This is a genomic window from Lentibacter algarum, from assembly GCF_040580765.1.
GTDB lineage: Bacteria > Pseudomonadota > Alphaproteobacteria > Rhodobacterales > Rhodobacteraceae > Lentibacter > Lentibacter algarum.
The window spans coordinates 413,070-434,464 of the sequence record NZ_CP158687.1 but is presented as its reverse complement, the minus strand read 5'-3'; the positions used below and the strand labels follow the sequence as shown (position 1 = coordinate 434,464).

Genomic DNA, 21,395 nt, shown 5'->3' with positions numbered 1-21,395 from the left:
CCCCGCCCCCGCTTTATAAGCTCAGGAAATTTGCGAGGGACAGCCCATGAGCTTTGCACATCGTCACCTATTAGGGATCGAGCCGCTCTCCCAATCCGACATCACTTCTATTCTTGATCTGGCCGACAAATATGTTGCGCTCAATCGCTCTGCGCACAAACACTCCGATGCGCTGGCGGGCCTGACCCAGATCAATATGTTCTTTGAAAACTCGACCCGCACACAGGCGTCTTTCGAGCTTGCAGGCAAGCGCCTCGGCGCAGATGTGATGAACATGGCCATGGGCGCAAGCTCTATCAAAAAGGGCGAAACGCTGGTTGATACGGCCCTCACTCTCAACGCCATGCACCCCGATCTCCTCGTCGTGCGCCATGGCAGCTCAGGTGCGGTCGATCTTCTGGCCCAAAAGGTCAATTGCGCCGTGCTCAACGCGGGCGATGGCAGCCACGAACACCCGACTCAGGCGCTGCTCGATGCCCTGACAATCCGCCGCGCCAAGGGCCGCCTACACCGCCTCTCGATCGCAATCTGCGGCGATATCGCCCACTCCCGCGTCGCACGCAGCAATATCATGCTGCTCGGCAAAATGGAAAATCGCGTCCGCCTGATCGGACCGCCCACGCTAATGCCGAGCCAGATTGACGAGTTTGGCGTCGAAGTCTTTGACGACATGCGGGAAGGGCTTGAAGGCGTCGATGTCGTGATGATGCTCAGGCTCCAGAAAGAGCGCATGGATGGCGGGTTTATCCCCTCCGAGCGCGAGTATTATCACCGCTTCGGTCTCACCGCCGAAAAGCTCGCCCACGCCAAACCAGATGCGATCGTCATGCACCCCGGCCCAATGAACCGCGGCGTTGAGATCGACGGCGAAATTGCCGATGACGTGACCCGCTCTGTCATTCAAGAACAGGTCGAAATGGGCGTCGCCGTGCGCATGGCCGCGATGGACCTACTGGCGCGCAATCTGCGCGAAAGCCGCGCTGCTGCCGCTTCAAAGGACACCTATGTCTGAGCAGCCCGTCCCTGTCACAACCCTTCTGGATGACGAGGCCTTCCTTGGCACATACCAGCCCGACATTTGGGTCTTTGTGCAGCGCAGCCTTATCATCGGCTTTCTGACCGCTGTGGTTTTCGGCCCGCTCATCGGACTGCCGCCCGAATACTGGCTGCCAATCATGGGCTTCACGACAGTCTTCTCCGCCTTCATCTTTGATGACTATACAAGCTGGCTCAACCACCGCGCCGATGTCTGGCACCTAACATCGCTTCGCCTCATTTACGAAAACGGCAACGCCCCCGAGCAGAACGCCGCCGTCAATCTCGCCGACATCCACGCCACCCAGCGCAAACTCTACAAAAACCTGCGCCTCGATCTTGAAACAGGTCAATCTGTGCTAATGAAATACCTCACCAACCCCCGCGCCATCGAGCGCGATATCGACATCGCCCGCCTCGCCCTCATGGGCACAATCGCCGACGAAGCTGATATCCCCACCGCTGAGGAAGCCAACTCATGAGCCAGATCATCGCAAGCTTCCCACCAGCCCGCAGCACCTACATCCGAGAGCATATCCTGCTCGCGGCCCTCGGTTCGTTGCTCCTGTCAGGTGTGCTCTTCTATGTCGGCAATCCCCATCCTTGGACAGGCATCGTCGGCTCCGTCCTCGCCATTGGCGCGCGCGGCGCTTACGCGATGAGCGAACAGCTCGGCATGGTCTGGAAACTGAGCGACACAAAGCTCATCGGCCCCGACGAGCGCGTGATCCCGCTCGCCAATGTCGCTGAAGCCCGCACTATGCTCTCCGCCCTGCAAGTCGTTACCCAAACGGGCGACAAATACCTGATCAAATACCAAGCCGACCCCGCCGCAGGCGCGAGCCTCATCCTAAAGACCCGCGACGCTGCGCTGAGCGCAAGGAGCTAATATGAAAACCCTCTTCACCAACGCAAAGCTCATCGACCCCGAGGCCCAAACCGAGGGCACAGGCTGGCTCCTTGTGCAGAATGGCGCAATCGCCGCAACAGGTCAGGGCGAGCCACCCCAAGCTGACGAAACAATTGATTGCAATGGCCTCTGCCTCGCCCCAGGGATTGTCGACATCGGTGTCAAAGTCGGCGAGCCGGGCGAGCGCCATAAAGAGAGCTATGCATCAGCCGCCCGCGCTGCAGCCGCTGGTGGGGTCACAACAATGGCCATCCGCCCTGATACCTCCCCCGCGATCGACACGCCCGAAGCGCTCGAGTTTGTCAAACGCCGCGCCAATGAAGACAGCGCCGTCAATGTCCTCCCCCTCGCCGCGCTCACAAAGGGGCGCGAGGGCCGAGAAATGACAGAGATCGGCTTCCTGATGGACGCAGGCGCTGTGGGCTTTTCCGATTGCGACGCCGTCGTGACCAACACCAAAGTCTTCCAGCGCGCGCTGACATACGCCCGCTCCCTCGGTGCGCTCGTCATAGCACACCCCCAAGAGCCGATCCTCTCCGCAGGTGCCGCCGTCACCTCTGGCAAGTTCGCAACGCTTCGTGGCCTGCCCTCCGTCTCGCCCATGGCGGAGCGCATGGGCCTTGATCGTGACATCGCGCTCCTTGAGATGACAGGCGCGCGCTACCACGCGGATCAGATCACAACAGCCCGCGCCTTGCCCGCGCTTGAGCGCGCAAAGCGCAACGGCCTTGATATCACCGCAGGCACCTCGATTCACCATCTCACGCTCAATGAGCTAGACGTTGCTGACTACCGCACCTTCTTTAAATTGAAGCCGCCCTTGCGCTCTGAGGATGACCGTCTCGCCACAGTCGAGGCCCTCGCAAGCGGCCTCATCGACACGATCAGTTCGATGCACACACCTCAAGATGAAGAGAGCAAGCGCCTGCCCTATGCCGAGGCCGCTTCTGGCGCGGTTGCACTAGAGACACTTCTACCCGCCGCCCTGCGCCTTGTTCACGCCGGCAGCCTCACGCTGGCGCAACTCTTCCGCGCGCTCGCGCTCAACCCGGCCAAGCGGCTTCAGCTCGCCTCTGGCCGCCTAAGCAAAGGCGCCCCCGCAGATCTGATGCTCTTTGACCCAAACAAGCCCTTCGTGCTTGATCGCACCACGCTTTTGTCAAAGTCCAAAAACACGCCCTTTGACGGCCAGCGCCTGCAAGGTAAAGTCGTGGCAACTTATGTCGCTGGTAAAAAGGTCTTCGGCTGATGCCCCTCATCGAACACTCCGCCCTTGTTCTCGCCCTCTGGGCCCTCATCGGCTATCTCTTCGGCTCCGTGCCCTTCGGCGTCTTGATCTCTCGCGTGATGAACCTCGGAGATCTGCGCGCCATCGGTTCGGGCAATATCGGCGCAACCAATGTCTTGCGCACAGGCAACAAGACCGCCGCGTTGCTCACGCTTCTGCTGGATGGCGGCAAAGCAGCAGTCGCTGTGCTCCTTGCCCGCGCTATGGCAGGCGAAGACGCGGCCCAGCTTGCGGGCCTGATGGCGTTCCTCGGTCATTGCTTCCCCATTTGGCTGCGCTTCAAGGGCGGTAAAGGCGTCGCCACATTCATTGGGCTAATACTTGCGCTCAACTGGGCTGTGGGCCTCGCCGTCTGCGCGACATGGCTCTTGGCCTTCGCAATCTGGCGGATCTCCTCGCTCGCTGCTGTCGCTGCCGCAAGCGCCTCAACGGTCTGGATGGCCGCACTTGGCGCGCATCAGCTCCTGCTGCTCGGCATTGCCCTGACAGTGCTGGTGTTCTTCACCCACCGAGCCAACATCGACCGCCTCCGCGCAGGCACGGAGCCAAAATTCGGCGGCAAAAAGTAAAACAGAAAGGGGCGTGCAAAACTTGCACACCCCTGACAGCACCGAACGGTGCGTTGACTAATTTTCTCTTAACAAAAGTGCAATTCAGGCGGTGCACGCTATGTGCACGGGTTGTGCACGCATATCACCCCCCCGATTTTGGGAGAGCAGCACGCCGTTAACCAGCTTGAACGCTGCCTTAATCAATAAGAATAATCGGCGTAAATTCGGCTCACATCACCGCCCCAATCGCTCTTGTAACGGCGCAAAAGCTCATCCGCAGGGACTTCACCGCTTTCAAGCGACTCCTGCAAAGCACTCAGGAAATGGGTCTCATCTGGAATCATCCCACCCGCGCCCTCACGGCCACGCGCCTTCAATCCAGCCTCAGAAATTTTCACAACTTCGCGCGCAAGATCATACATCTTCACGCCATGTGTTTCCGCATGAAGGCCGTGCTCAGACGAGGCCACACGCAGCGCTTCACGTGTCTCCACATCCCAGCCTTTGGTCAGGTCCAAGGCGGCATCCAAGGCGCTCTCGTCGTACATAAGACCGACCCAGAAAGCAGGCAGCGCACAAAGCCTGCGCCACGGTCCGCCATCGGCCCCGCGCATCTCCATATACTTCTTGATCCGCGCCTCTGGAAAGAGTGTGGTCAGGTGATCCGCCCAGTCAGACAGCGTTGGCGTTTCACCGGGAAGAGCAGGCAACTCGCCCTTGAGAAAATCGCGGAAAGACTGGCCTAACGCATTGATATACTTGCCATCACGATAGACAAAATACATCGGCACATCGAGTGCGTATTCCACCCAGCGCTCAAAGCCGAAGCCCTCTTCAAACACAAACGGAACCATCCCTGTACGCGCAGCATCCAGATCGCGCCAGACACGGCTACGCCAGCTTTTGTGGCCATTCGGTTTGCCTTCAAAAAACGGCGAGTTGGCAAAGAGCGCCGTCGCCACAGGCTGAAGCGCAATCGCGGCGCGCATCTTCTTGACCATGTCCGCCTCGGAGGCAAAATCAAGGTTCACCTGCACGGTGCAGGTGCGCCGCATCATATCGCGGCCCATGGTGCCAACTTTTTGCATATAATCGTTCATGAGCTTGTAGCGGCCCTTGGGCATGAGCGGCATCTGCTCATGAGTCCAGATTGGCGCTGCACCAAGCCCGATAAAGCCGACACCAACAGCATCAGCAATGTCTTTAACTTCTTTGAGGTGGATATTCACCTCGTCACAGGTCTGGTGGATGGTGTCCAAAGGCGCACCAGAAAGCTCAAGTTGCCCCCCGGGCTCAAGGCTCACATTGGCCCCATCCTTTTCTAATCCAACAATATTTTCACCTTCAAACACTGGGTTCCAGCCATGCTTTTGCTGCAAGCCTTCCAGCACGGCGCGCACCGAACGCTCCCCCTCGTAAGGAATTGGCAAGAGACTGTCCTTACAGTAGCCAAACTTCTCGTGTTCCGTTCCGATTTTCCAGTCACTCTTGGGTTTACACCCCTCGGCCATATATTCAGCCAATTGTGAGTGGTGTTCGATCGGGCCGCCGCCGGACTGAGGAATAGACATGTGTTCGCTCCGATGTGTTCGCGTGAGGCGTTAGGAGTGCAGCCGTGGACGCGGGGTGTCAATGCGCAGCAGCGCATCTTTTCGCCAAATGACGCGTGCGTGATCCTTCGCGCCGCGTTGTGCGGTCAGAAGTCGATCCGCCGAAAGACCAGGAAGCGCTGCAAAAGCGTCAAAAAGCTGTGCAGCGCCCTTTGCGTTTACAGGGATAACAAGATCAGGCAGCCCAGCTTGGCTCAGGGTCCAGACAGGCGGGTTTGGGCGCGCATCATAGCTCAGTTCAGACAGCTCACGCACCGCAATCATCCCACCACTGTCGGGCGCGAAATAGCTTATTTGGCCCTCGTCCACCTCGACAAAGCCGCGCCCGCCATCCCCACGGGCAAACCACGCTCGTTGTAAAAAGGAAAAAAGCAACAACCCCGACACACCCATGACGATATAGCCAAGCCATGGCAGAAGCCCAAAAGAGAAAATCGCCCAATACGCCCCAAGCCCAAAGACCGCCCCCGCAAGCAATACTTCTTTGTATTTACTCAGGAATTTTGCGGCCTCAGGCCTGATAAAGCTCATGCCCAATCCCCCAAGGCCTGCTGCCAGACCGTGAGCGCAGCAACCGCAGCCGTATCGGCCCGCAATATCCGTGGCCCGAGGCTCACAGGATGGGCAAACTCGGCAGAATGCAGTCGTGCGCGTTCAGACTGAGAGAAGCCCCCCTCTGGCCCAATCAACACAGCCCAAGGCCCGGCTCCTGCCGACTCCAATGTTTCCTGTGCCCCCGCTTGCCCTGCAATAGCCTCATCGCAAAACATCAGCTTGCGCTCTGTGGGCCATGCATCAAGGAGCGCTGAAAGCTTGGTTAAGTCAGTCACTTCAGGCACAAATGTGCCGCCACACTGCTCTGCTGCTTCAAGCGCATGTGCTTGCAAACGGTCCTGCCTGATCCGCTCCGCATTGGTAAAGTCAGTCTGCACAGGCATAATCCGGGCAGCGCCCATCTCGGCAGCTTTCTCGACAATAAAGTCCGTGCGCGTCTTCTTGATCGGCGCGAAGAGAAGCCAAAGATCAGGCGGATTGACCTGTGGCCCCCGCTGCGCCTTGCAGAGCAAAACACCGCCCCGTTTGCTTGCCTCACTGACCTCGGCCAGCCACTCACCATCACAGCCATTGAACACAGCAATCTTCGCCCCAACCTGCTGGCGCATCACGCCAAAAAGATAGTGCGACTGCGCTTTATCCAAAGCCAGCGATTGCCCCGCCCCCAGCGGGTGATCTACAAACAATCTGATCTTCACATCTGTCATAGGCCAAAACATATGAGCAGCGACAAGAATACGCCAGAGCAGAACGGACAGGTTTCGGACGCCGTCAAAGGAAACTGGGTCGACAGCTATGCGCCACTTCGCACGCGGCCCTACTTGCGCCTGTCCCGCGCGGACAGGCCCATTGGCACTTGGCTTTTGCTGATTCCCTGCTGGTGGGGCTTGCTGCTCGCCATGCTCCATGACCGCGTCGTCACATGGCATGACCTTTGGATCTTCGTCGCATGTGCCGCGGGTGCATTTCTCATGCGCGGCGCTGGCTGCACATGGAACGACATAACGGACCGCGACTTTGACGGCGCCGTGGAGCGTACCCGTTCACGGCCCATCCCGTCTGGTCAGGTGACCGCTCGCCAAGCCGCTGTTTGGATGTGTTTCCAAGCGCTGATCGCGTTTGGCATCCTGCTGACATTCAACACAGCTGCGGTTTTCCTTGGTGTTCTGGCCCTCGTCCCCGTCGCCATTTACCCCTTCGCCAAGCGTTTCACATGGTGGCCACAGGTGTTCTTGGGCCTCGCGTTCAACTGGGGAGCACTGCTCGCGTGGACAGCTCACCGTGGCGCGCTCGAAGCCCCAGCGCTTTACCTATATGTCGCAGGAATCGTCTGGACCCTTTTCTACGATACAATCTATGCCCACCAAGACACTGAAGATGACGCCCTCATCGGGATCAAGTCGACAGCCCGACTTTTCGGAACCCAAAGCCCAATGTGGCTCGCGCGTTTTCTCGCCGCTACAGTGACGCTCCTAGGCATTGCCATCCTCGGCGCAATGCTGGGCAGCGCAAGCGGTCCGATTGCGCTCGTGATTGCCCTTGTAGGAGCCTGCGTGATGGGCTGGCACATGCTTTGGCAGCTCAACAACTTTGACCCAGACGACAGTACCAAATTGATAAAACTCTTCCGTTCAAACCGCGATGCTGGTTTGATCCCTCTGCTGTTTTTCGCCGTCGCGCTTTTAGTTTGATTGAAACCCCTGATTTCACCCCTTAAGAGAGATCGGGTAACCGCTGAAAATAGGTCTTATGCGCGTATCATCCATACTTATACTTGCCGGTACTTTTGCGAGTGCCGCTTTGTTGAGCCTGATAGCCGCGCGCTTTGCGGTGACCCTTGTTGAAGAAACATCTGAGTACAGCGTCCGCCAGTCGCTGGACACAAAGTCTCTCACATGGGCAGAAGTCTATGCAGACGGGCTACAAGTGGTGCTAACGGGGACTGCACCGTCAGAAGCCAGTCGCTTTCTTGCAATAAGCACTGCCGGCACAGTCGTTGATGCCGCCCGCGTAATTGATGAGATGGACGTCGAAGCGCTCGCCGCACTCGCAGCACCACGTTTCTCCATAGAAATTTTGCGCAACGAGGACGAAGTTTCCCTCATTGGCCTCATTCCAACAGGTGCGGACCGCGCTGATCTCCTTCAGCGCCTTAGCCGTATTTCAAACGATGATGAAATCGCCGACCTGCTCGAAAGCGCGGACTATGATATTCCTGATGGCTGGGACAACGCCGTTGATTTTGGCCTTGAAGCGCTAGAGGCGCTACCGCGCTCCAAGATTTCGATAGATGCCCTTCGTGTGACAATCACGGCGATGGCTGAGAGCGAAGAGCGCAAACTCAAAGTAGAAGCCCGCCTGAAGCGTGAGGTTCCCTCTGGACTGCGTGTTAGCTTTGATATTTCCTCGCCTCGTCCCGTCATCACACCGTTTACGCTGCGCTTCCTGCAAGACGAGGCTGGCCCAAGGTTTGACACCTGTTCGGCGCATACCGAAGAAGGCCGATCAAAAATTGTGGGAGCCGCGCGCAAGGCGGGCATTGAAGGCGATCTAGACTGCCGCATCGGGCTTGGCGTGCCTTCGCCCAACTGGGCCGATGCTGCTGCCATGTCAATTGCGGCGATTGCAGAGCTAAAAGGCGGGTCCGTCACGTTTTCAGACGCAGATGTAACGCTTATATCGCCGCCCGGAACAGATCAGCGCGAGTTTGACCGCATTGTAGGCGCTCTTGAAAATAGCTTACCTGATGTCTTTGCATTGCACGCAGTGCTCACGCCCGATCCGTCTGATCCCAGCCAAGGCCCTGCGGAATTTGTAGCCACGCTGAGCCCCGAAGGGCTGGTGCAACTCAACGGGCGACTGAACGACGAAATTGTTGCGCAAACTGCCGAGAGCTTTGCCATAGCTCGGTTTGGAAGCGCCACAGTGAGCAACCGCGCGCGCACAGACGAAGCCTTGCCGGGAGATTGGCCACTGCGGGTCCTCTCCGGCCTTGAGGCACTCTCGCTTCTTTCGAACGGTTCAGCGCGCGTGACGGCTGAAGACATAACCGTCACTGGCAACACAGGCAGCAAAAGCGCTCGCTCTGACATCAGCAAGCTTTTGTCTGACAAGCTTGGCGAAGGTTCCCGTTTTTCGGTTGAAGTCACATATCTCGAAAAGCTTGACCCTGTGGCAAGCATGCTCACACCAGATGAATGTGAAGCCAAAATCGCCGAAATTCTGAAAGTGCGCAAAATAACGTTCGAGCCAGGAAGCGATACAGTCGATGCCACCTCGCTCGGGACACTGGATGAAATCAGCGAAGTTCTCGGAAACTGTACAGAACTGAGAATGGAAATAGCTGGCCATACGGATAGCCAAGGCCGTGAAACCATGAACGAAGCGCTGTCCAAGTCGCGCGCGCTCGCGGTATTGAACGCTCTGCGCGACAGACGCGTCGCAACGAGCAGCTTCACCGCCGAAGGCTATGGCGAGACCAAGCCCATCGCGTCAAACGACACAGAAGAAGGCCGCGAAGCCAACCGCCGTATTGAAATCACCCTGGTACGCCCAGAACCCATTGCGGAAACAGAAACAACGCTTGAAAGCGAAGAGCAAACTGGTGCATCAGACACCACAGATCAAGCCGATGAAGAAGCGGCAACGAGCGAAGGGCAAGATCAATGACGAGAACAGAGTTCATTATCGCAACGGCGATCATCCTCTTTATTGCCTTTTGCATGGGCTGGTTCGTAAACTGGCTTGTACATCGTTTCACGCGCGTTTCGCGCGGAGACATGGAAGAACTTGAGAAGATGGCTCAAGAGCTGCATGAAGCCGAAGAAACACGCGATCAAGCGATCACCTATCTTCAGCAGCGTGAAGCCGAGCTCACCAATCAACTGTCCCAGACGGAAGCAGAATTGTCTGCCGCAATGGATGGATTGCGTGATGCCCGCCATGAGGCCGAGGAAATGCGCGCCTATGTTGAGCGCATTAGTGCAGCCAACAACGGCTAAGCACTAACGGCCTCAAGGCCTGCGAAGCGCGCAAACCGTCTGAACTCCGCCTGCCACTTGCGCTCTCGCTCAGTGCCCCAACGCACGCCATCCTCTGGCCAAAGTCGCATGATGTGCAAGCTGCCCGCCTTGCGATCAGCCCGCAACAACACACGTCCAACAAACCGCTCTCCCTCAAGCAACGGGTACACATAATAACCCCACTGTCGCTGTGCTTCGGGAACGAATATCTCATTGCGATATGAAAACCCAAACAAGCGCTCGGTCCGCTTGCGGTCGCGGATTGTAGGATCAAACGGGTTGAGAAGACGCATGGACTGGCTCGGTGCACCCAGCTTGGCTAGCCTCTGCTCGACACTCGGCAAAGCCCAGCCTTCTGCCACACTCTTGTCGGCCAGCTCTATAGAAACCGACATGAGCGCCCCCTGATGCTTGCTCAGCCATATTTTGACCTCAGTGGCGCTACAAGCCCCCCAAAACCGTTGGATCTCGCCCAAGCTGGCAAAGCCAAGCCGTTCAAGAGCTGCACGGCAAAGCCAGTCGATCTGCTCGTCATGGCTCAAGCGAACGCCCCTCAAATCTTTTGGAAAAATGCGCTCGGCCAGATCGTAATACTTGATAAATTTTTCACGATAAGATGTCGCCAGCTCTCCGGCGTACCACATATAATCAAGCCCAAGCTTGTGCGCAGGACGATGCCACATCGCTTTAGGGCGAGGGCCCTCACTCTCGAAGTCTTTTGTTGAAAGCGGTCCTTCGCGATCAATACGCGCTTTCAGAGCAGCCCGTCCCTCCTCATCAGGCATATTCTTCCACCAGCCGGCCTGAACAATTTTCTCTGCATGGCGCTGAAACTGACGCTGCCACATCGGCAGAAACTGCATCGGGATAAGGCTCGCATCATGAGTGAAATGCTCGAAAAAGTCTCGCTCTTGAAGATGTTTGTCTAGTCCGCCTGCACGATACGATTGATTTCGTGACCAGAGAATATGATCATGGGCGCGCTCGACATGCCGGATCGAGTCAAGCTGGACAAACCCAAGTGCATGTCCAATCTGTGGCACATCCAGCGGCCCCGTAGGCGAATAAAAAAGACCGTGTCTCTCCAACCAAAGCCTGCGCGCCGCGCCGTTGCTTAGGTGGACATCACTCATGTCTGCCAGCGGGCCAGCGCAGTCTCGTCTTCGTCGCGCGCGGCAACCCAATCAGCGCCTTCTCGAGAGACTTCTTTCTTCCAAAAGGGTGCGCGTGACTTAAGAAAATCCATCAAAAATTCAGCGGCTTCAAAAGCATCTTTACGATGACGGGATGCCGTTGCCACCATCATGATCATCTCACCTGCCCGCATCTTACCAACACGATGGATGATCAAAGCGTCTTCAAGCGACCATTTGGCATGAGCTTCCTCAGCGATCTGCCGCAGCGCCGCTTCCGTCATCCCAGGGTAATGTTCGATATCCATATAATCGAGCGTACCCTCGGCATTGTTCCGCACAATCCCTGTAAAGGTGACAACGGCTCCCGATGCGGATGTTCTGTCGGCAAAGGCTTGCGCCTCAACACCCAGATCAAACACGGTGTCTTGAACACGAATGTCCATTTACCCACCCGTCATTGGCGGAAAAAAGGCAACTTCGCGCACGCCTTTCAGCGAGGCTCCAAAGTCTGATAACTCCTGGTCAACCGCAACTCGGAGCGCTGTCAGATCAGCAAAGGCCGCTGCATAACGCTCTTCGCGCGCGCAAAGCTCAGCAACAAGATCAGCGACTGTAGCAGCCTCCGTGTCAACCTGCTCTCGCGGTAGGCCAATACGTTCGCGCACCCAAGCAAAGTAAAGCACATCCATAGTTCAATCCTTCAGATACGGCAGCGCCTTACGGAAATAATCCCAGCCTGTGATCATCGTCAAAATGGCCGCCAGCCAGAGCAAAGCGATACCGATCTGACCTGCCAGATGCATGCCTTGCGCCTTCCAGCGAAGCCCCAGAAGATCGTCCTCCTCGCCCGCCATAACAGCGTCAAAGAGCGCCTCATCCATACCCCAAGCCGACATCACAAGATAATGTTCAAACACGCCACGAGAGAACAGCACGGCGATCGCGACCATCTGCAATGTGGTTTTCCACTTTGCAAGCTTAGTCACTTTAAGGGTGCCAGCCGTATCACCGAGAAATTCGCGCAACCCCGAAACAAAGACTTCGCGGAAGAGAATAAATGTGGCGGGCAGCACAAGCCAGGGCGTCCAGCTTGTATCCGAGTAGCCCACAAGGATCATCAAAGCGATGACGACCATCGCCTTATCCGCGATCGGGTCGAGCATCGCACCTAGCTTGGTTTCCTGTTTCCATGTGCGCGCAAGATAGCCATCAAACCAATCGGTCACAGCCGCCGTCACAAAGAGAATGAGTGCGAACCAGTCCGCATAGGGTCTTGTAAAATAAAGAAACATCACCGCAACCGCTGGTGCAGCGAGCAGACGCAAGACCGTCAAAATATTAGGAACATTCCAAATCATAATACCCAGCCTTTTAGCCCGTTTAAGCGCGGGGGAAAAGCTTCAATAGCAATCGCAAGCTCAGACCGCACGGCAAAATTCACCACCCTAGGACGCGATCTGCGTTAGCCCTTTTCATGGAAGTAGTCATAGATTGTTTCTGCGATCGTATCCGATATCCCATCAACAGCTTTCAAATCGGCCAGAGCAGCACGGCTGACAGCTTTGGCACTCCCGAAATGCGTCAGCAAGGCGCGTTTGCGCGTTGCCCCGATACCAGGCACATCATCCAGAGGAGTCGCGCTGATTGCCTTGGACCGCTTGGCACGGTGTGTGCCGATGGCGAACCGGTGCGCCTCGTCGCGCATCCTCTGAATGAAGTAGAGCACAGGATCATTGTGCCGAAGCGCAAATGGCGGCTTACCCGTACGATAAAACTCTTCTTTGCCTGCGTCGCGGTCGACCCCTTTGGCAACACCAACCATTGGGATATCTGAGACACCCATTTTGTCCATGATGGCGCGCACTGCAGAAACTTGTCCAATACCCCCGTCAATCAAGAGAAGATCAGGCCAGAGGCCCTCTTTCTTAAGCGGGTCCTCCTTAATCAGCCGTTTGAAACGCCGCTCCAAGACTTCTTTCATCATCCCGAAGTCGTCCCCAGGTGTCAGGTCATCGCCCTTGATGTTGAATTTTCGATAGTGGTTTTTCATAAATCCATCTGGACCGGCCACGATCATACCACCGACTGCATGCGCGCCTTGGATATGCGAGTTGTCATATACTTCGATGCGTTGCGGCGTCTTTGGCAAGTCAAAGGCCTCCGCCAATCCCTTAAGTAGCTTGGCTTGCGTCGCTGTCTCGGCACTCTTACGGGCAAGGCTTTGCTGCGCGTTGCGCAAAGCAAACTCGATCAATTCAGCCTTCTCGCCACGCTTAGGCAGAAGAATTTCCACTTTGCGTTCGGCCTTTTCGCTCAAAGCTTCAGCCATCAGGTTAATGTTTTCAATAGGATGCGACAAAAGCAAAAGGCGCGGTGGCTCCTTGCCGTCGTAAAACTGCCCGATAAACGCCTCCAGCACTTCTGACGCCTCAATCTCCTCAGACCCGACCCGAGGGTAGAAGTCGCGATTACCCCAATTCTGATTGGCGCGGATAAAGAAGACCTGCACACAGGCTTGTCCCTTGTCCATATGCAGTGCAATCACATCAGCCTCAGCTGTCCCACGCGGGTTGATACCCTGAGTGCTCTGCACTTGTGTCAGCGCTTTGATACGGTCGCGCAGCGCCGCAGCCTTTTCAAACTCCATCTCATCAGAGGCGGCCTGCATATCTGCTGCGAGCTTTTCCTGAAGGTCGGTCGAGCGCCCTGAAAGATAGCGCTCAGCATCCCGCACATGCTCGCGGTACTCATCCGCCGTGACCTTGCCCACGCAGGGGCCTGCACAGCGCTTGATCTGATATTGCAGGCAGGGACGTGTACGACCCTCAAACTCACTGTCCGAACAGTTGCGCAGCAAAAAAACACGCTGAAGCTGAGCCAATGAGCGTGTCACCGCCCCCGCTGACGCGAAGGGGCCATAATAGTGTCCCTTTTCTTTCTTCGCGCCCCGATGCTTTTTGATCATTGGAAAAGCATGATTGGTCACCAAAATATTGGGAAAGCTTTTATCATCCCGTAGCAAGACGTTATACTTTGGCTTCAGCTGTTTGATCAGGTTTTGTTCAAGCAGCAGCGCCTCGGTTTCAGTCTTCGTCGTCAGAAACATCATTGTTGCTGTTTCTGAAATCATCCGAAGAATTCGCCCCGAATGGCCAGACAGTCGAGCATAGCTTGACACTCTCGCCTTCAAGTTGCGCGCCTTACCAACGTACAGAACACGCGCCTGTGCATCGAGCATGCGGTAGACACCTGGCGCACCCGTGAGGGACTTCACATAATCGGCAATCACCGTGTGACCCAAAGGAATAATTTGTGCGTCGGTTTCGTCTATCAAGGGTCTGTCTCGATTCGTCTGTGGCTGCAATGCTACCCGGTCAGGGGCAAGAGGAAAGCTGTCCCCGATTCCTGTGGATAAGTCTGAGTATAACCAAAGGCTAAGTAGAATTTTCCTTTGTTTTTAGCGGCCTTGCTTGAAGTGCTTAAAAATTAAGCAAAAATATAAGCCGTTGATTTACAATGATATTATTATTGCAAATTTACAACTCTTTGGTTTCGTTAGGTTTTTCTAAACGTTTTGTAACAGTCTACTCGCCCCGTGCAAAACTTGCATTGCACATGCAGCAAATTTACTCACTCAACACCCAAAACATCAGGCGTTTGCCATGACAAATGTTGGCCGCCATCTACGCACAGCAACTGTCCAGTGACAGCGGCAGCATCGAGAAAATAGCCAAGTGCTGCTGTGATATCTGCCGGATTTGATCCGCGCTCAAGGACCGTATTTTCGCGTTGGCGCGCAAAGTGACTGGCGGTTTGGCGCGCGCCCTGCATCGTCGGACCCGGCCCAATCGCATTGACACGAACAGCAGGCGCAAGCCCTTGTGCCGCCGTCTGGGTCAGAGCCCAGAGGCCCATCTTGGCAATAGTGTAGGTGCTAAACTCTGGAGTCAGCTTACGAACGCGCTGATCAATCATGTTGATAATCAAAGAGTTCGCCAAAGGTTCATCGCGCTCATCTCTGAGTGCCGCAGGCGCTTGCGCCGCAAAAGCCTGCGTCAGAACATATGGCGCGCGCAGGTTTGAGCCAATGTGACGGTCCCAGCTCTCGCGAGTCGCGCTTTGCAGCGTATCGTATTCAAAGATAGATGCGTTATTGATCAAACAGGTAAGTGGCTGTCCAAGCGCCTCAGTGGCACGAGTCACAAGCGTCTCAGTCGCGGCCTCATCAAGCAGGTCCGCTTGTAACGCAACAGCATTTACGCCCTGCCCTTTTAGCTCCGCGACAAGTGCGTCAGCCTCGCCAGAAGAGCTGTTATAATGGATGGCAACAGCATAGCCGCGCGTTGCCAGATAACGCGTCATAGCCGCACCGAGGCGCTGCGCACCCCCCGTGATGAGAGCCGCGCCGCTCATGCCATCACCACAACAGAAATATAGCTCACGTAAAGCGCCACCAGCACAATCCCCCAAATCCGCGTAATGTCCTGCTTGAAGAAAACAAACGGAACAAGCAGGAGAGATGAGGCCAGCATAACCCAGAGATCAAAGCGCAGGAACTGATCGTCAACAGGGATATCGCCAAGAAGCGAAGTCAGGCCGATGATCGCTAGCAGGTTGAACATATTGGAGCCAATCACGTTACCCAGAGCAACATCTGCCTGACGTCGAAGCGCCGCCATCACCGTTGTGGCAAGCTCGGGAAGGGATGTTCCCAGCGCAACAAGCGTAAGGCCAATCACCGTCTCGGTTACGCCAAACTCACGTGCGATATTCACCGCGCTGTTGACCAGAATATCAGCACCCAATGGCAACCCGACGAGCCCAAGCACGAGAAAAACGACAATCTTCCACCAAGGGAGTTCAGGGTCTGCACCTTCCAGCTCTTCAAGCACCTCGTCTTCAAGTGCTGCAGCAGCGCGCGTCTCACGGCGATGTCTGCTCGCATGTAAAACGCTGTCCGCCAAGACAGCAGCCAATGCCGCAAGCAATACAAGCCCCGCGAGTGCATCAAATACCCCGCGAAACGCCAGCGCTATAAAGAGCACCGAACTTGCGATCATGTAGAGATAGTTTTTGCGAGTGTCACATTCGGAGGTATGCATCGCAGCTAGAAGTGCGGGAAAGCCTAAAACCATAAGTATGTTAGCTGTATTGGAGCCAACGACATTTCCCATAGCGATATCAGGCGCCCCTTCAAAGACCGCCTTGATGGCAATCAGAAGCTCAGGCGCAGATGTCCCGAAAGCCACGATTGTCAGCGAGACGATCAAGGCAGGGATGCCCATACGCAGCGCCAGATTGACCGCGCCTCTTACAAGGCTGTCGCCCGCCAACAGCAAAATCACCAGACCAAGAGCCGCCAGCAGCCAATCCATGCGTTACCCTTTTGTCTTGCAGGGGCATGGCCCCTTGCCGATGCGAAAGCGCTTGCACTTGGGGCAGCGTTTATCCGCGATTGCTTTTACCCCTGGGACCTTCAATTTGCCAAACATGGCCAAAACGCCCATGGACACAAGAAATAGGGTGACGATCTTGAAAATCATATGCTCAGAGCCCGTAGCGGGCAAAAATTGCACGCTCCTCTAGCGCTGCCAACCCGTCGCCGACAACCTGTGCCCCAAAGCGTGACAGAAGTGGCTTGCGGCGGCCGTATCGGATCATCCGGACTTTGTCGCCATAGAGCTCTTTGAGCTTCGGTTCGATGTGCCCGATGCCATCAATCAGACCCAGCTCAAGCGCACGGCCCGCGAGCCAAAACTCGCCTGTGAACAGATCGGCACTTTCATCAAGCTTGCCCGCGCGTCGGGTTTTAACATGCTCAATAAACAGCGCGTGCATATCATTAAGAAGCAACTTGAGGCGCCTCACATCTTCAGGTTTCTCTTTCTGAAACGGATCCAGCGTCGATTTGGATTTGCCTGCCGTGTAAACACGCCGTTCAATGCCTTGGCGCTCCAAAAGCTCTTGCGCCCCGAAACCAGCCGAAATCACACCGATAGATCCGATGATACTGCCGCCATCCGCCCAGATATCGTCTGCCGCCGCCGCGAGCCAATAGCCGCCCGAAGCCGCCACATCTTCAACGAAGGCATGCACAGGGAGCTTCTTCTCATCCGCCAACCGACGAATGCGTGCGGCAATCAGCCCTGACTGGACAGGCGAACCGCCAGGTGAATTTAAAATCAGTGCAACCGCCTTAGGCTTGCCCTTGCGAAAGGCTTTCTCGATCAGAGGGGCCAAGGCCTCGTCCGACAAGCTGCCGCGCGTACCAGAGGCAATACTCCCGGCGAGCCGAATGACGGCCACACGGGGCGGCTTCTTAAGAAAGGGCAACTTCAATATCATAATTTCCCATGTAAAGCCGCGCGGGAAGGTAAACAAGGGAGGCTCCCCGTACGGCTCGAAAGTTTTTTATCAAAAAAGAGTATCCGCGGCATCACGTGTTCACGGCTTGAGCCTGTAGCCCGACTTGAAGATCCAGCCGATGACGAGCAGACAGACCCCCGTAAAGCCAGCAATGGCCAACAGGGACAGGCCAATAGAAACATCAGCAGAGCCGAAGAAGGACCAACGGAAACCGGAGATCAGATAGACAACGGGATTAAACAACGAAAGCTTCTGCCAGATGTCAGGCAACATCGTGATTGAATAAAATGCACCCCCAAGGAAAATCAGCGGCGTCAACACCAAGAGCGGGATAAGCTGAAGCTGTTCAAAATTCCCCGCCCAGATTCCAATGATGAAGCCAAAAAGCGCAAAGCTCAGGCAAGTAAGCATGAGAAATGCCAACATCGCCAACGGATGCGTAATATGAAGATCGATAAAGAGCGAAGCCGTCGCAAGGATCACAAGCCCGATAAAAAGCGCTTTGGTGGCCGCTGCGCCAACATAGCCCAGCACAATTTCCAAGAAATTGATCGGTGCTGAAAGCAGCTCATATATCGTGCCTGTAAACTTGGGGAAAAATATCCCGAAGCTCGCGTTCGAAATCGACTGCGTCATAACCGAAAGCATGATCAGACCAGGAACGATAAAGGCCGCATAACTCACCCCTTCAACCTGTTGGATGCGGCTACCGATCGCCGTTCCAAAGACAACAAAATAGAGCGAGGTCGAGATCACAGGCGAGATAAAGCTCTGCACAAACGTGCGAAAAAAGCGGATCATTTCGGAGCGATAGATTGTGAAAACAGCAGACCAATTCATGCTGCATCCTCCCCAGAAGTTTCGGTGGTAAGGCCAACAAAAATGTCCTCAAGGCTCGACTGGGTTGTCTTCAGGTCAGCAAGTTTCAAACCCGCGGCAGCCAAATCTGCTAAAAGCGCAGTAATCCCCGTCGCCTCGCCTTTTGTATCATAGGTATAAACGAGCGTTCCGCCCTCATCCGCAAGCTCAAGCCCATAGCGAGACAAAGCGTCAGGCACCGCGCCAACAGGCGCGCGCAGAGAAATACGCAGCTCTTTGCGCCCCATCCGTTCCATCAGCGCAGCTTTATCCTCCACAAGAAGCAAGGCACCCTTGTTGATGACACCAATGCGGTCGGCAATGGCCTCAGCCTCTTCGATATAATGCGTCGTAAGGATGATCGTGACGCCATCAGCTTTCAGCTTGGCAACGAGCTCCCACATATCCCGCCTAAGCTCAACATCCACACCCGCTGACGGCTCATCGAGGAATAGGACACGCGGTTCATGCGCCAGCGCCTTAGCGATCAGGACACGGCGTTTCATACCGCCAGAAAGTTGCATCGTTCGGTTGTTGCGCTTGTCCCAAAGCGAGAGCTGCTTGAGAATATGCTCAATCTTCGCTTCATCGCGTTCGAGGCCAAAAAGCCCGCGCGAGAAGCGCACCGCGTCAATCACTTTGGTGAAAGGCTCAAGCGAAATTTCTTGTGGAACCAGCCCAACAAGCTGGCGCGCCTTTCTATAGTCCGAAACGATATCATACCCGCCAATGCGCGCCTGCCCTCCCGTTGGAGAGACAAGGCCGCAAAGAACAGAAATAAGCGTGGTCTTGCCCGCGCCATTGGGGCCAAGCAGCGCAAGAATTTCGCCTTCCCCAATTTCGAGACTGACACCCTTAAGCGCCTGAAACCCGCCGTCATATGTTTTTTGCAGATCGTTAATCTCGACAATGGCCATGCCTTGTCCTCCTCTTCGCGTCGCGACCCTATCCCTCGCAGCAGGCGAGTAAAACCGCGAAAGCATCTTTGTCGCAATTTGGCGCGCGCAGTCGGCTGCACTCGGTTAACAGGTTAGCAAAAGGACAGTTTATGACCGAAGCTTTGAACCGACCCGCGGCTGGTATCTTGTTTGTAATCGCAGGGATACTCGCAATCAGCGTCAACGACCTGCTGATCAAGCTTCTGTCTGGCGGCTATCCTCTACATGAGATGGTCTTCATCCGGTCGGGCATCGGCATTTGCTTTAGCCTTGTCTTGGTTCAGCTCGAAGGCGGCTGGCAAATACTCAAGACCAAGACTCCAGGGTTACATCTGTTGCGCGGCGGGCTGGTTGTCGTCTCAAACCTAAGCTATTTCGCAGCACTTGCGGTTCTCCCCTTGGCCGACGCGACAGCCCTATTCTTCGTCGCTCCGCTAATGATCACACTCTTGTCGATCCCGATCCTCGGCGAAAAAGTAGGCCCATGGCGCATGGGCGCAGTTGTTGTCGGCTTTGGGGGTGTTATCCTGATGATGCAAGCGTGGCGCGGCGAGAGCGCGCCCGCAGACGTGCATTGGCTCATTTTGGTTCTACCAATGTTTTCGGCGCTGACCTATGCGCTCAATCAGCTTATGACCCGCAAACTCGGCGTTGCCAGCAAAGCAAGCGCAATGGCGGTCTATATTCAGGCGATGTTCATCCTCGTATCGCTCGGGTTCTTCCTCGTTGCTGGCGATGGCCGCTTTGCCCAAGACGCAAGCAATGAGAGCATCATCTTCCTTCTGCGGGCGTGGGTCTGGCCCGAAGGTCCAGACCGTTGGCTCTTCCTAGGCTTGGGGCTCAACTCAGCAATCATCGGTTATTCCTTGGGCCAAGCCTATCGACTTGCCAGCGCGGCCACAGTTGCACCTTTTGAATATCTTGGCCTCCCACTGGCGGTCTTCTGGGGCTGGGTGATCTGGGCTGAATTCCCGGCTCCACTGGTTCTTGCGGGAATCGCGCTCATCATGGGATCAGGGCTTTTCGTCTTCCTGCGCGAACGCATCAAAAGCCGCCCGATGATTAAAAAGCGCGTTCACAGGCGCTATTGAAGCATCCTAGTCAGGCACATTGTCGATACCGCTGCCCCCCCACGGATGACAGCGCAGAATACGACGGATCATGAGATATGTGCCCTTGATGCCGCCATGCTTGCGCAGAGCTTCCATCCCGTAGGCAGAGCAGGTCGGATGATAGCGACAGCCGTGGCCGACCCAAGGGCTGAACACGAGACGGTAAAACCGTACAGGCAGCGAAACAACAAAAGCCAATGGGGTCATGCGCTGTGCACCTTTTCAAGCGCATAGGCCAGATCGCCTTTGAGCGCCTCAAAATCGCGGCTCGCCGTGCTCTCAAAACGTCCGATCAAAACGTAATCATATCCCGCGCGTCCCAATTCTGGCAGCACTGCTCGCGCCGCTTCTCGCAGACGGCGCTTGGCACGGTTACGCGCGACGGCGTTGCCTACTTTCTTAGAGCAGGTAAAGCCAACCCGCATCGGAGCCTCATCGCCTCGTGCACGTCCCTGAAGCATCATACCCTTCGTGCCGCACTTTTGCGCGCGTGACGCGGCCAAAAACTCAGACCGTTTCTTTAATATTTCGATAGAGGCTGCCATCAGGGGTTTTTCTTACCAAATCGAGAGAAGAACAAGCGAAAACCGCCTGAGAAACTCCCAAGCGGTTCTATATCTTTTTCGCAATCCGTTGCCCCGAAAAGGAGCAAGGCCGACTTACGCGCTAAGCGACTTACGGCCACGCGCACGACGCGCGTTCAGGATTTTACGGCCGGCTTTTGTGGCCATGCGTGAGCGAAAACCATGGCGCCGCTTGCGCACGAGGTTGCTTGGTTGGTAGGTGCGCTTCATCGCTCCGTCTCCGATTTATAAGGCAGGCGCGCGAGTCGCTCGGATGCCTCGTGAATACTTGAAGCCCGCTCTATAGGGGGCGCGTCGTGGGCTGTCAAACCCGTAGCGTAGGGATTTAACACATTTTGCAACAAAAAGCCCCCGCTGGGCCCGTGCTTTGTTACAGTATCATAGAATACACGCTGTGAGATCACGAAAACGCGCCTCTCTGATCAAGGCC

Annotated in this window: 25 protein-coding genes; 9 read left to right on the top strand and 16 right to left on the bottom strand. The window is 55.8% G+C overall.

Going from position 1 to position 21,395, the window contains the following annotated elements:
- Positions 1 to 46: 46 nt before the first annotated feature.
- The 5 genes from DSM117340_RS02140 to plsY are packed head-to-tail and all read left to right on the top strand — an operon-like array spanning position 47 to position 3,802.
- Positions 47 to 1,012 carry an aspartate carbamoyltransferase catalytic subunit gene (locus DSM117340_RS02140; RefSeq protein ID WP_089887491.1) on the top strand — a complete coding sequence of 322 codons (966 nt, stop codon included), beginning with the start codon at positions 47 to 49 and terminating at the stop codon, positions 1,010 to 1,012.
- Positions 1,005 to 1,517 carry a hypothetical protein gene (locus DSM117340_RS02135; RefSeq protein ID WP_089887490.1) on the top strand — a complete coding sequence of 171 codons (513 nt, stop codon included), beginning with the start codon at positions 1,005 to 1,007 and terminating at the stop codon, positions 1,515 to 1,517. The genes DSM117340_RS02140 and DSM117340_RS02135 overlap by 8 nt, the downstream gene beginning before the upstream one ends.
- On the top strand, positions 1,514 to 1,924 hold the full coding sequence (locus DSM117340_RS02130; protein ID WP_089887488.1) for a hypothetical protein: 411 nt from the start codon (positions 1,514 to 1,516) through the stop codon (positions 1,922 to 1,924). The genes DSM117340_RS02135 and DSM117340_RS02130 overlap by 4 nt, the downstream gene beginning before the upstream one ends.
- 1 nt (position 1,925) lies before the next feature.
- Positions 1,926 to 3,194: a dihydroorotase gene (gene pyrC / locus DSM117340_RS02125; RefSeq protein ID WP_089887487.1), complete on the top strand. Its 1,269-nt coding sequence runs from the start codon at positions 1,926 to 1,928 to the stop codon at positions 3,192 to 3,194.
- Positions 3,194 to 3,802, top strand: coding sequence for a glycerol-3-phosphate 1-O-acyltransferase PlsY (gene plsY, locus DSM117340_RS02120; RefSeq protein ID WP_089887485.1), 609 nt, complete (start codon positions 3,194 to 3,196; stop codon positions 3,800 to 3,802). Before pyrC ends, plsY begins: the two co-directional genes overlap by 1 nt.
- A 182-nt stretch (positions 3,803 to 3,984) precedes the next feature.
- Here the strand turns inward: plsY and DSM117340_RS02115 are convergent, their stop codons facing one another.
- Genes DSM117340_RS02115 through DSM117340_RS02105 form a run of 3 tightly spaced genes read right to left on the bottom strand, consistent with a single transcriptional unit; the run spans position 3,985 to position 6,656 of the window.
- A complete protein-coding gene (locus DSM117340_RS02115) occupies positions 3,985 to 5,355 on the bottom strand; it encodes a glutamate--cysteine ligase (protein WP_089887483.1) in 1,371 nt (456 codons plus the stop codon).
- 30 nt (positions 5,356 to 5,385) lie between these two features.
- Positions 5,386 to 5,925, bottom strand: coding sequence for a hypothetical protein (locus DSM117340_RS02110; protein WP_089887482.1), 540 nt, complete (start codon positions 5,923 to 5,925; stop codon positions 5,386 to 5,388).
- Positions 5,922 to 6,656 carry a 16S rRNA (uracil(1498)-N(3))-methyltransferase gene (locus DSM117340_RS02105; protein WP_089888888.1) on the bottom strand — a complete coding sequence of 245 codons (735 nt, stop codon included), beginning with the start codon at positions 6,654 to 6,656 and terminating at the stop codon, positions 5,922 to 5,924. Before DSM117340_RS02105 ends, DSM117340_RS02110 begins: the two co-directional genes overlap by 4 nt.
- A 12-nt stretch (positions 6,657 to 6,668) precedes the next feature.
- Here DSM117340_RS02105 and ubiA point away from each other — a divergent pair, with 12 nt between their 5' ends.
- From ubiA to DSM117340_RS02090, 3 genes are read left to right on the top strand one after another with little or no spacing between them, the layout of a single operon-like run.
- Complete coding sequence (gene ubiA / locus DSM117340_RS02100) at positions 6,669 to 7,640, top strand: 4-hydroxybenzoate octaprenyltransferase (RefSeq protein ID WP_089887480.1); 972 nt, start codon at positions 6,669 to 6,671, stop codon at positions 7,638 to 7,640.
- A 58-nt stretch (positions 7,641 to 7,698) separates the two neighbouring features.
- Complete coding sequence (locus tag DSM117340_RS02095) at positions 7,699 to 9,618, top strand: OmpA family protein (protein ID WP_089887478.1); 1,920 nt, start codon at positions 7,699 to 7,701, stop codon at positions 9,616 to 9,618.
- Positions 9,615 to 9,950, top strand: coding sequence for a hypothetical protein (locus tag DSM117340_RS02090; RefSeq protein WP_089887477.1), 336 nt, complete (start codon positions 9,615 to 9,617; stop codon positions 9,948 to 9,950). The genes DSM117340_RS02095 and DSM117340_RS02090 overlap by 4 nt, the downstream gene beginning before the upstream one ends.
- Here DSM117340_RS02090 and DSM117340_RS02085 read toward each other — a convergent pair.
- The 10 genes from DSM117340_RS02085 to DSM117340_RS02040 all read right to left on the bottom strand — a co-directional run bounded on the left by DSM117340_RS02085 (position 9,947) and on the right by DSM117340_RS02040 (position 19,248).
- Complete coding sequence (locus tag DSM117340_RS02085) at positions 9,947 to 11,104, bottom strand: crosslink repair DNA glycosylase YcaQ family protein (protein WP_089887475.1); 1,158 nt, start codon at positions 11,102 to 11,104, stop codon at positions 9,947 to 9,949. The genes DSM117340_RS02090 and DSM117340_RS02085 overlap by 4 nt on opposite strands.
- The gene (locus DSM117340_RS02080; protein ID WP_089887474.1) at positions 11,101 to 11,550 is read right to left on the bottom strand and encodes a molybdenum cofactor biosynthesis protein MoaE; all 450 of its coding nucleotides are present in this window, start codon (positions 11,548 to 11,550) and stop codon (positions 11,101 to 11,103) included. The genes DSM117340_RS02085 and DSM117340_RS02080 overlap by 4 nt, the downstream gene beginning before the upstream one ends.
- Entirely contained in the window at positions 11,551 to 11,796 is a 246-nt protein-coding gene (gene moaD / locus DSM117340_RS02075) for a molybdopterin converting factor subunit 1 (protein ID WP_089887472.1), read from the bottom strand.
- A 3-nt stretch (positions 11,797 to 11,799) separates the two neighbouring features.
- On the bottom strand, positions 11,800 to 12,465 hold the full coding sequence (pgsA, locus tag DSM117340_RS02070) for a CDP-diacylglycerol--glycerol-3-phosphate 3-phosphatidyltransferase (RefSeq protein ID WP_089887470.1): 666 nt from the start codon (positions 12,463 to 12,465) through the stop codon (positions 11,800 to 11,802).
- 104 nt (positions 12,466 to 12,569) lie between these two features.
- A complete protein-coding gene (gene uvrC, locus DSM117340_RS02065; RefSeq protein WP_089888886.1) occupies positions 12,570 to 14,438 on the bottom strand; it encodes an excinuclease ABC subunit UvrC in 1,869 nt (622 codons plus the stop codon).
- 299 nt (positions 14,439 to 14,737) lie between these two features.
- Entirely contained in the window at positions 14,738 to 15,520 is a 783-nt protein-coding gene (locus DSM117340_RS02060; protein ID WP_089887469.1) for an SDR family oxidoreductase, read from the bottom strand.
- Positions 15,517 to 16,482 (bottom strand): calcium/sodium antiporter, encoded by a 966-nt coding sequence (locus DSM117340_RS02055; protein WP_089887461.1) that lies wholly within the window; start codon positions 16,480 to 16,482, stop codon positions 15,517 to 15,519. The genes DSM117340_RS02060 and DSM117340_RS02055 overlap by 4 nt, the downstream gene beginning before the upstream one ends.
- A 172-nt stretch (positions 16,483 to 16,654) precedes the next feature.
- Complete coding sequence (locus tag DSM117340_RS02050; RefSeq protein WP_089888883.1) at positions 16,655 to 17,452, bottom strand: S49 family peptidase; 798 nt, start codon at positions 17,450 to 17,452, stop codon at positions 16,655 to 16,657.
- A gap of 99 nt (positions 17,453 to 17,551) precedes the next feature.
- Positions 17,552 to 18,313: an ABC transporter permease gene (locus tag DSM117340_RS02045; RefSeq protein WP_089887459.1), complete on the bottom strand. Its 762-nt coding sequence runs from the start codon at positions 18,311 to 18,313 to the stop codon at positions 17,552 to 17,554.
- On the bottom strand, positions 18,310 to 19,248 hold the full coding sequence (locus DSM117340_RS02040) for an ABC transporter ATP-binding protein (protein WP_089887457.1): 939 nt from the start codon (positions 19,246 to 19,248) through the stop codon (positions 18,310 to 18,312). The genes DSM117340_RS02045 and DSM117340_RS02040 overlap by 4 nt, the downstream gene beginning before the upstream one ends.
- A gap of 131 nt (positions 19,249 to 19,379) precedes the next feature.
- Between DSM117340_RS02040 and DSM117340_RS02035 the strand changes: the two genes are divergently transcribed.
- Positions 19,380 to 20,360 carry a DMT family transporter gene (locus DSM117340_RS02035; protein ID WP_089887456.1) on the top strand — a complete coding sequence of 327 codons (981 nt, stop codon included), beginning with the start codon at positions 19,380 to 19,382 and terminating at the stop codon, positions 20,358 to 20,360.
- A 6-nt stretch (positions 20,361 to 20,366) separates the two neighbouring features.
- Here DSM117340_RS02035 and yidD read toward each other — a convergent pair whose 3' ends face one another.
- The 3 genes from yidD to rpmH all read right to left on the bottom strand — a co-directional run bounded on the left by yidD (position 20,367) and on the right by rpmH (position 21,175).
- Positions 20,367 to 20,588 carry a membrane protein insertion efficiency factor YidD gene (yidD, locus tag DSM117340_RS02030; RefSeq protein WP_089887454.1) on the bottom strand — a complete coding sequence of 74 codons (222 nt, stop codon included), beginning with the start codon at positions 20,586 to 20,588 and terminating at the stop codon, positions 20,367 to 20,369.
- Complete coding sequence (gene rnpA / locus DSM117340_RS02025) at positions 20,585 to 20,926, bottom strand: ribonuclease P protein component (protein WP_089887453.1); 342 nt, start codon at positions 20,924 to 20,926, stop codon at positions 20,585 to 20,587. The genes yidD and rnpA overlap by 4 nt, the downstream gene beginning before the upstream one ends.
- Before the next feature lie 114 nt (positions 20,927 to 21,040).
- Positions 21,041 to 21,175: a 50S ribosomal protein L34 gene (gene rpmH, locus DSM117340_RS02020; RefSeq protein WP_048599009.1), complete on the bottom strand. Its 135-nt coding sequence runs from the start codon at positions 21,173 to 21,175 to the stop codon at positions 21,041 to 21,043.
- Positions 21,176 to 21,395 lie beyond the last annotated feature (220 nt).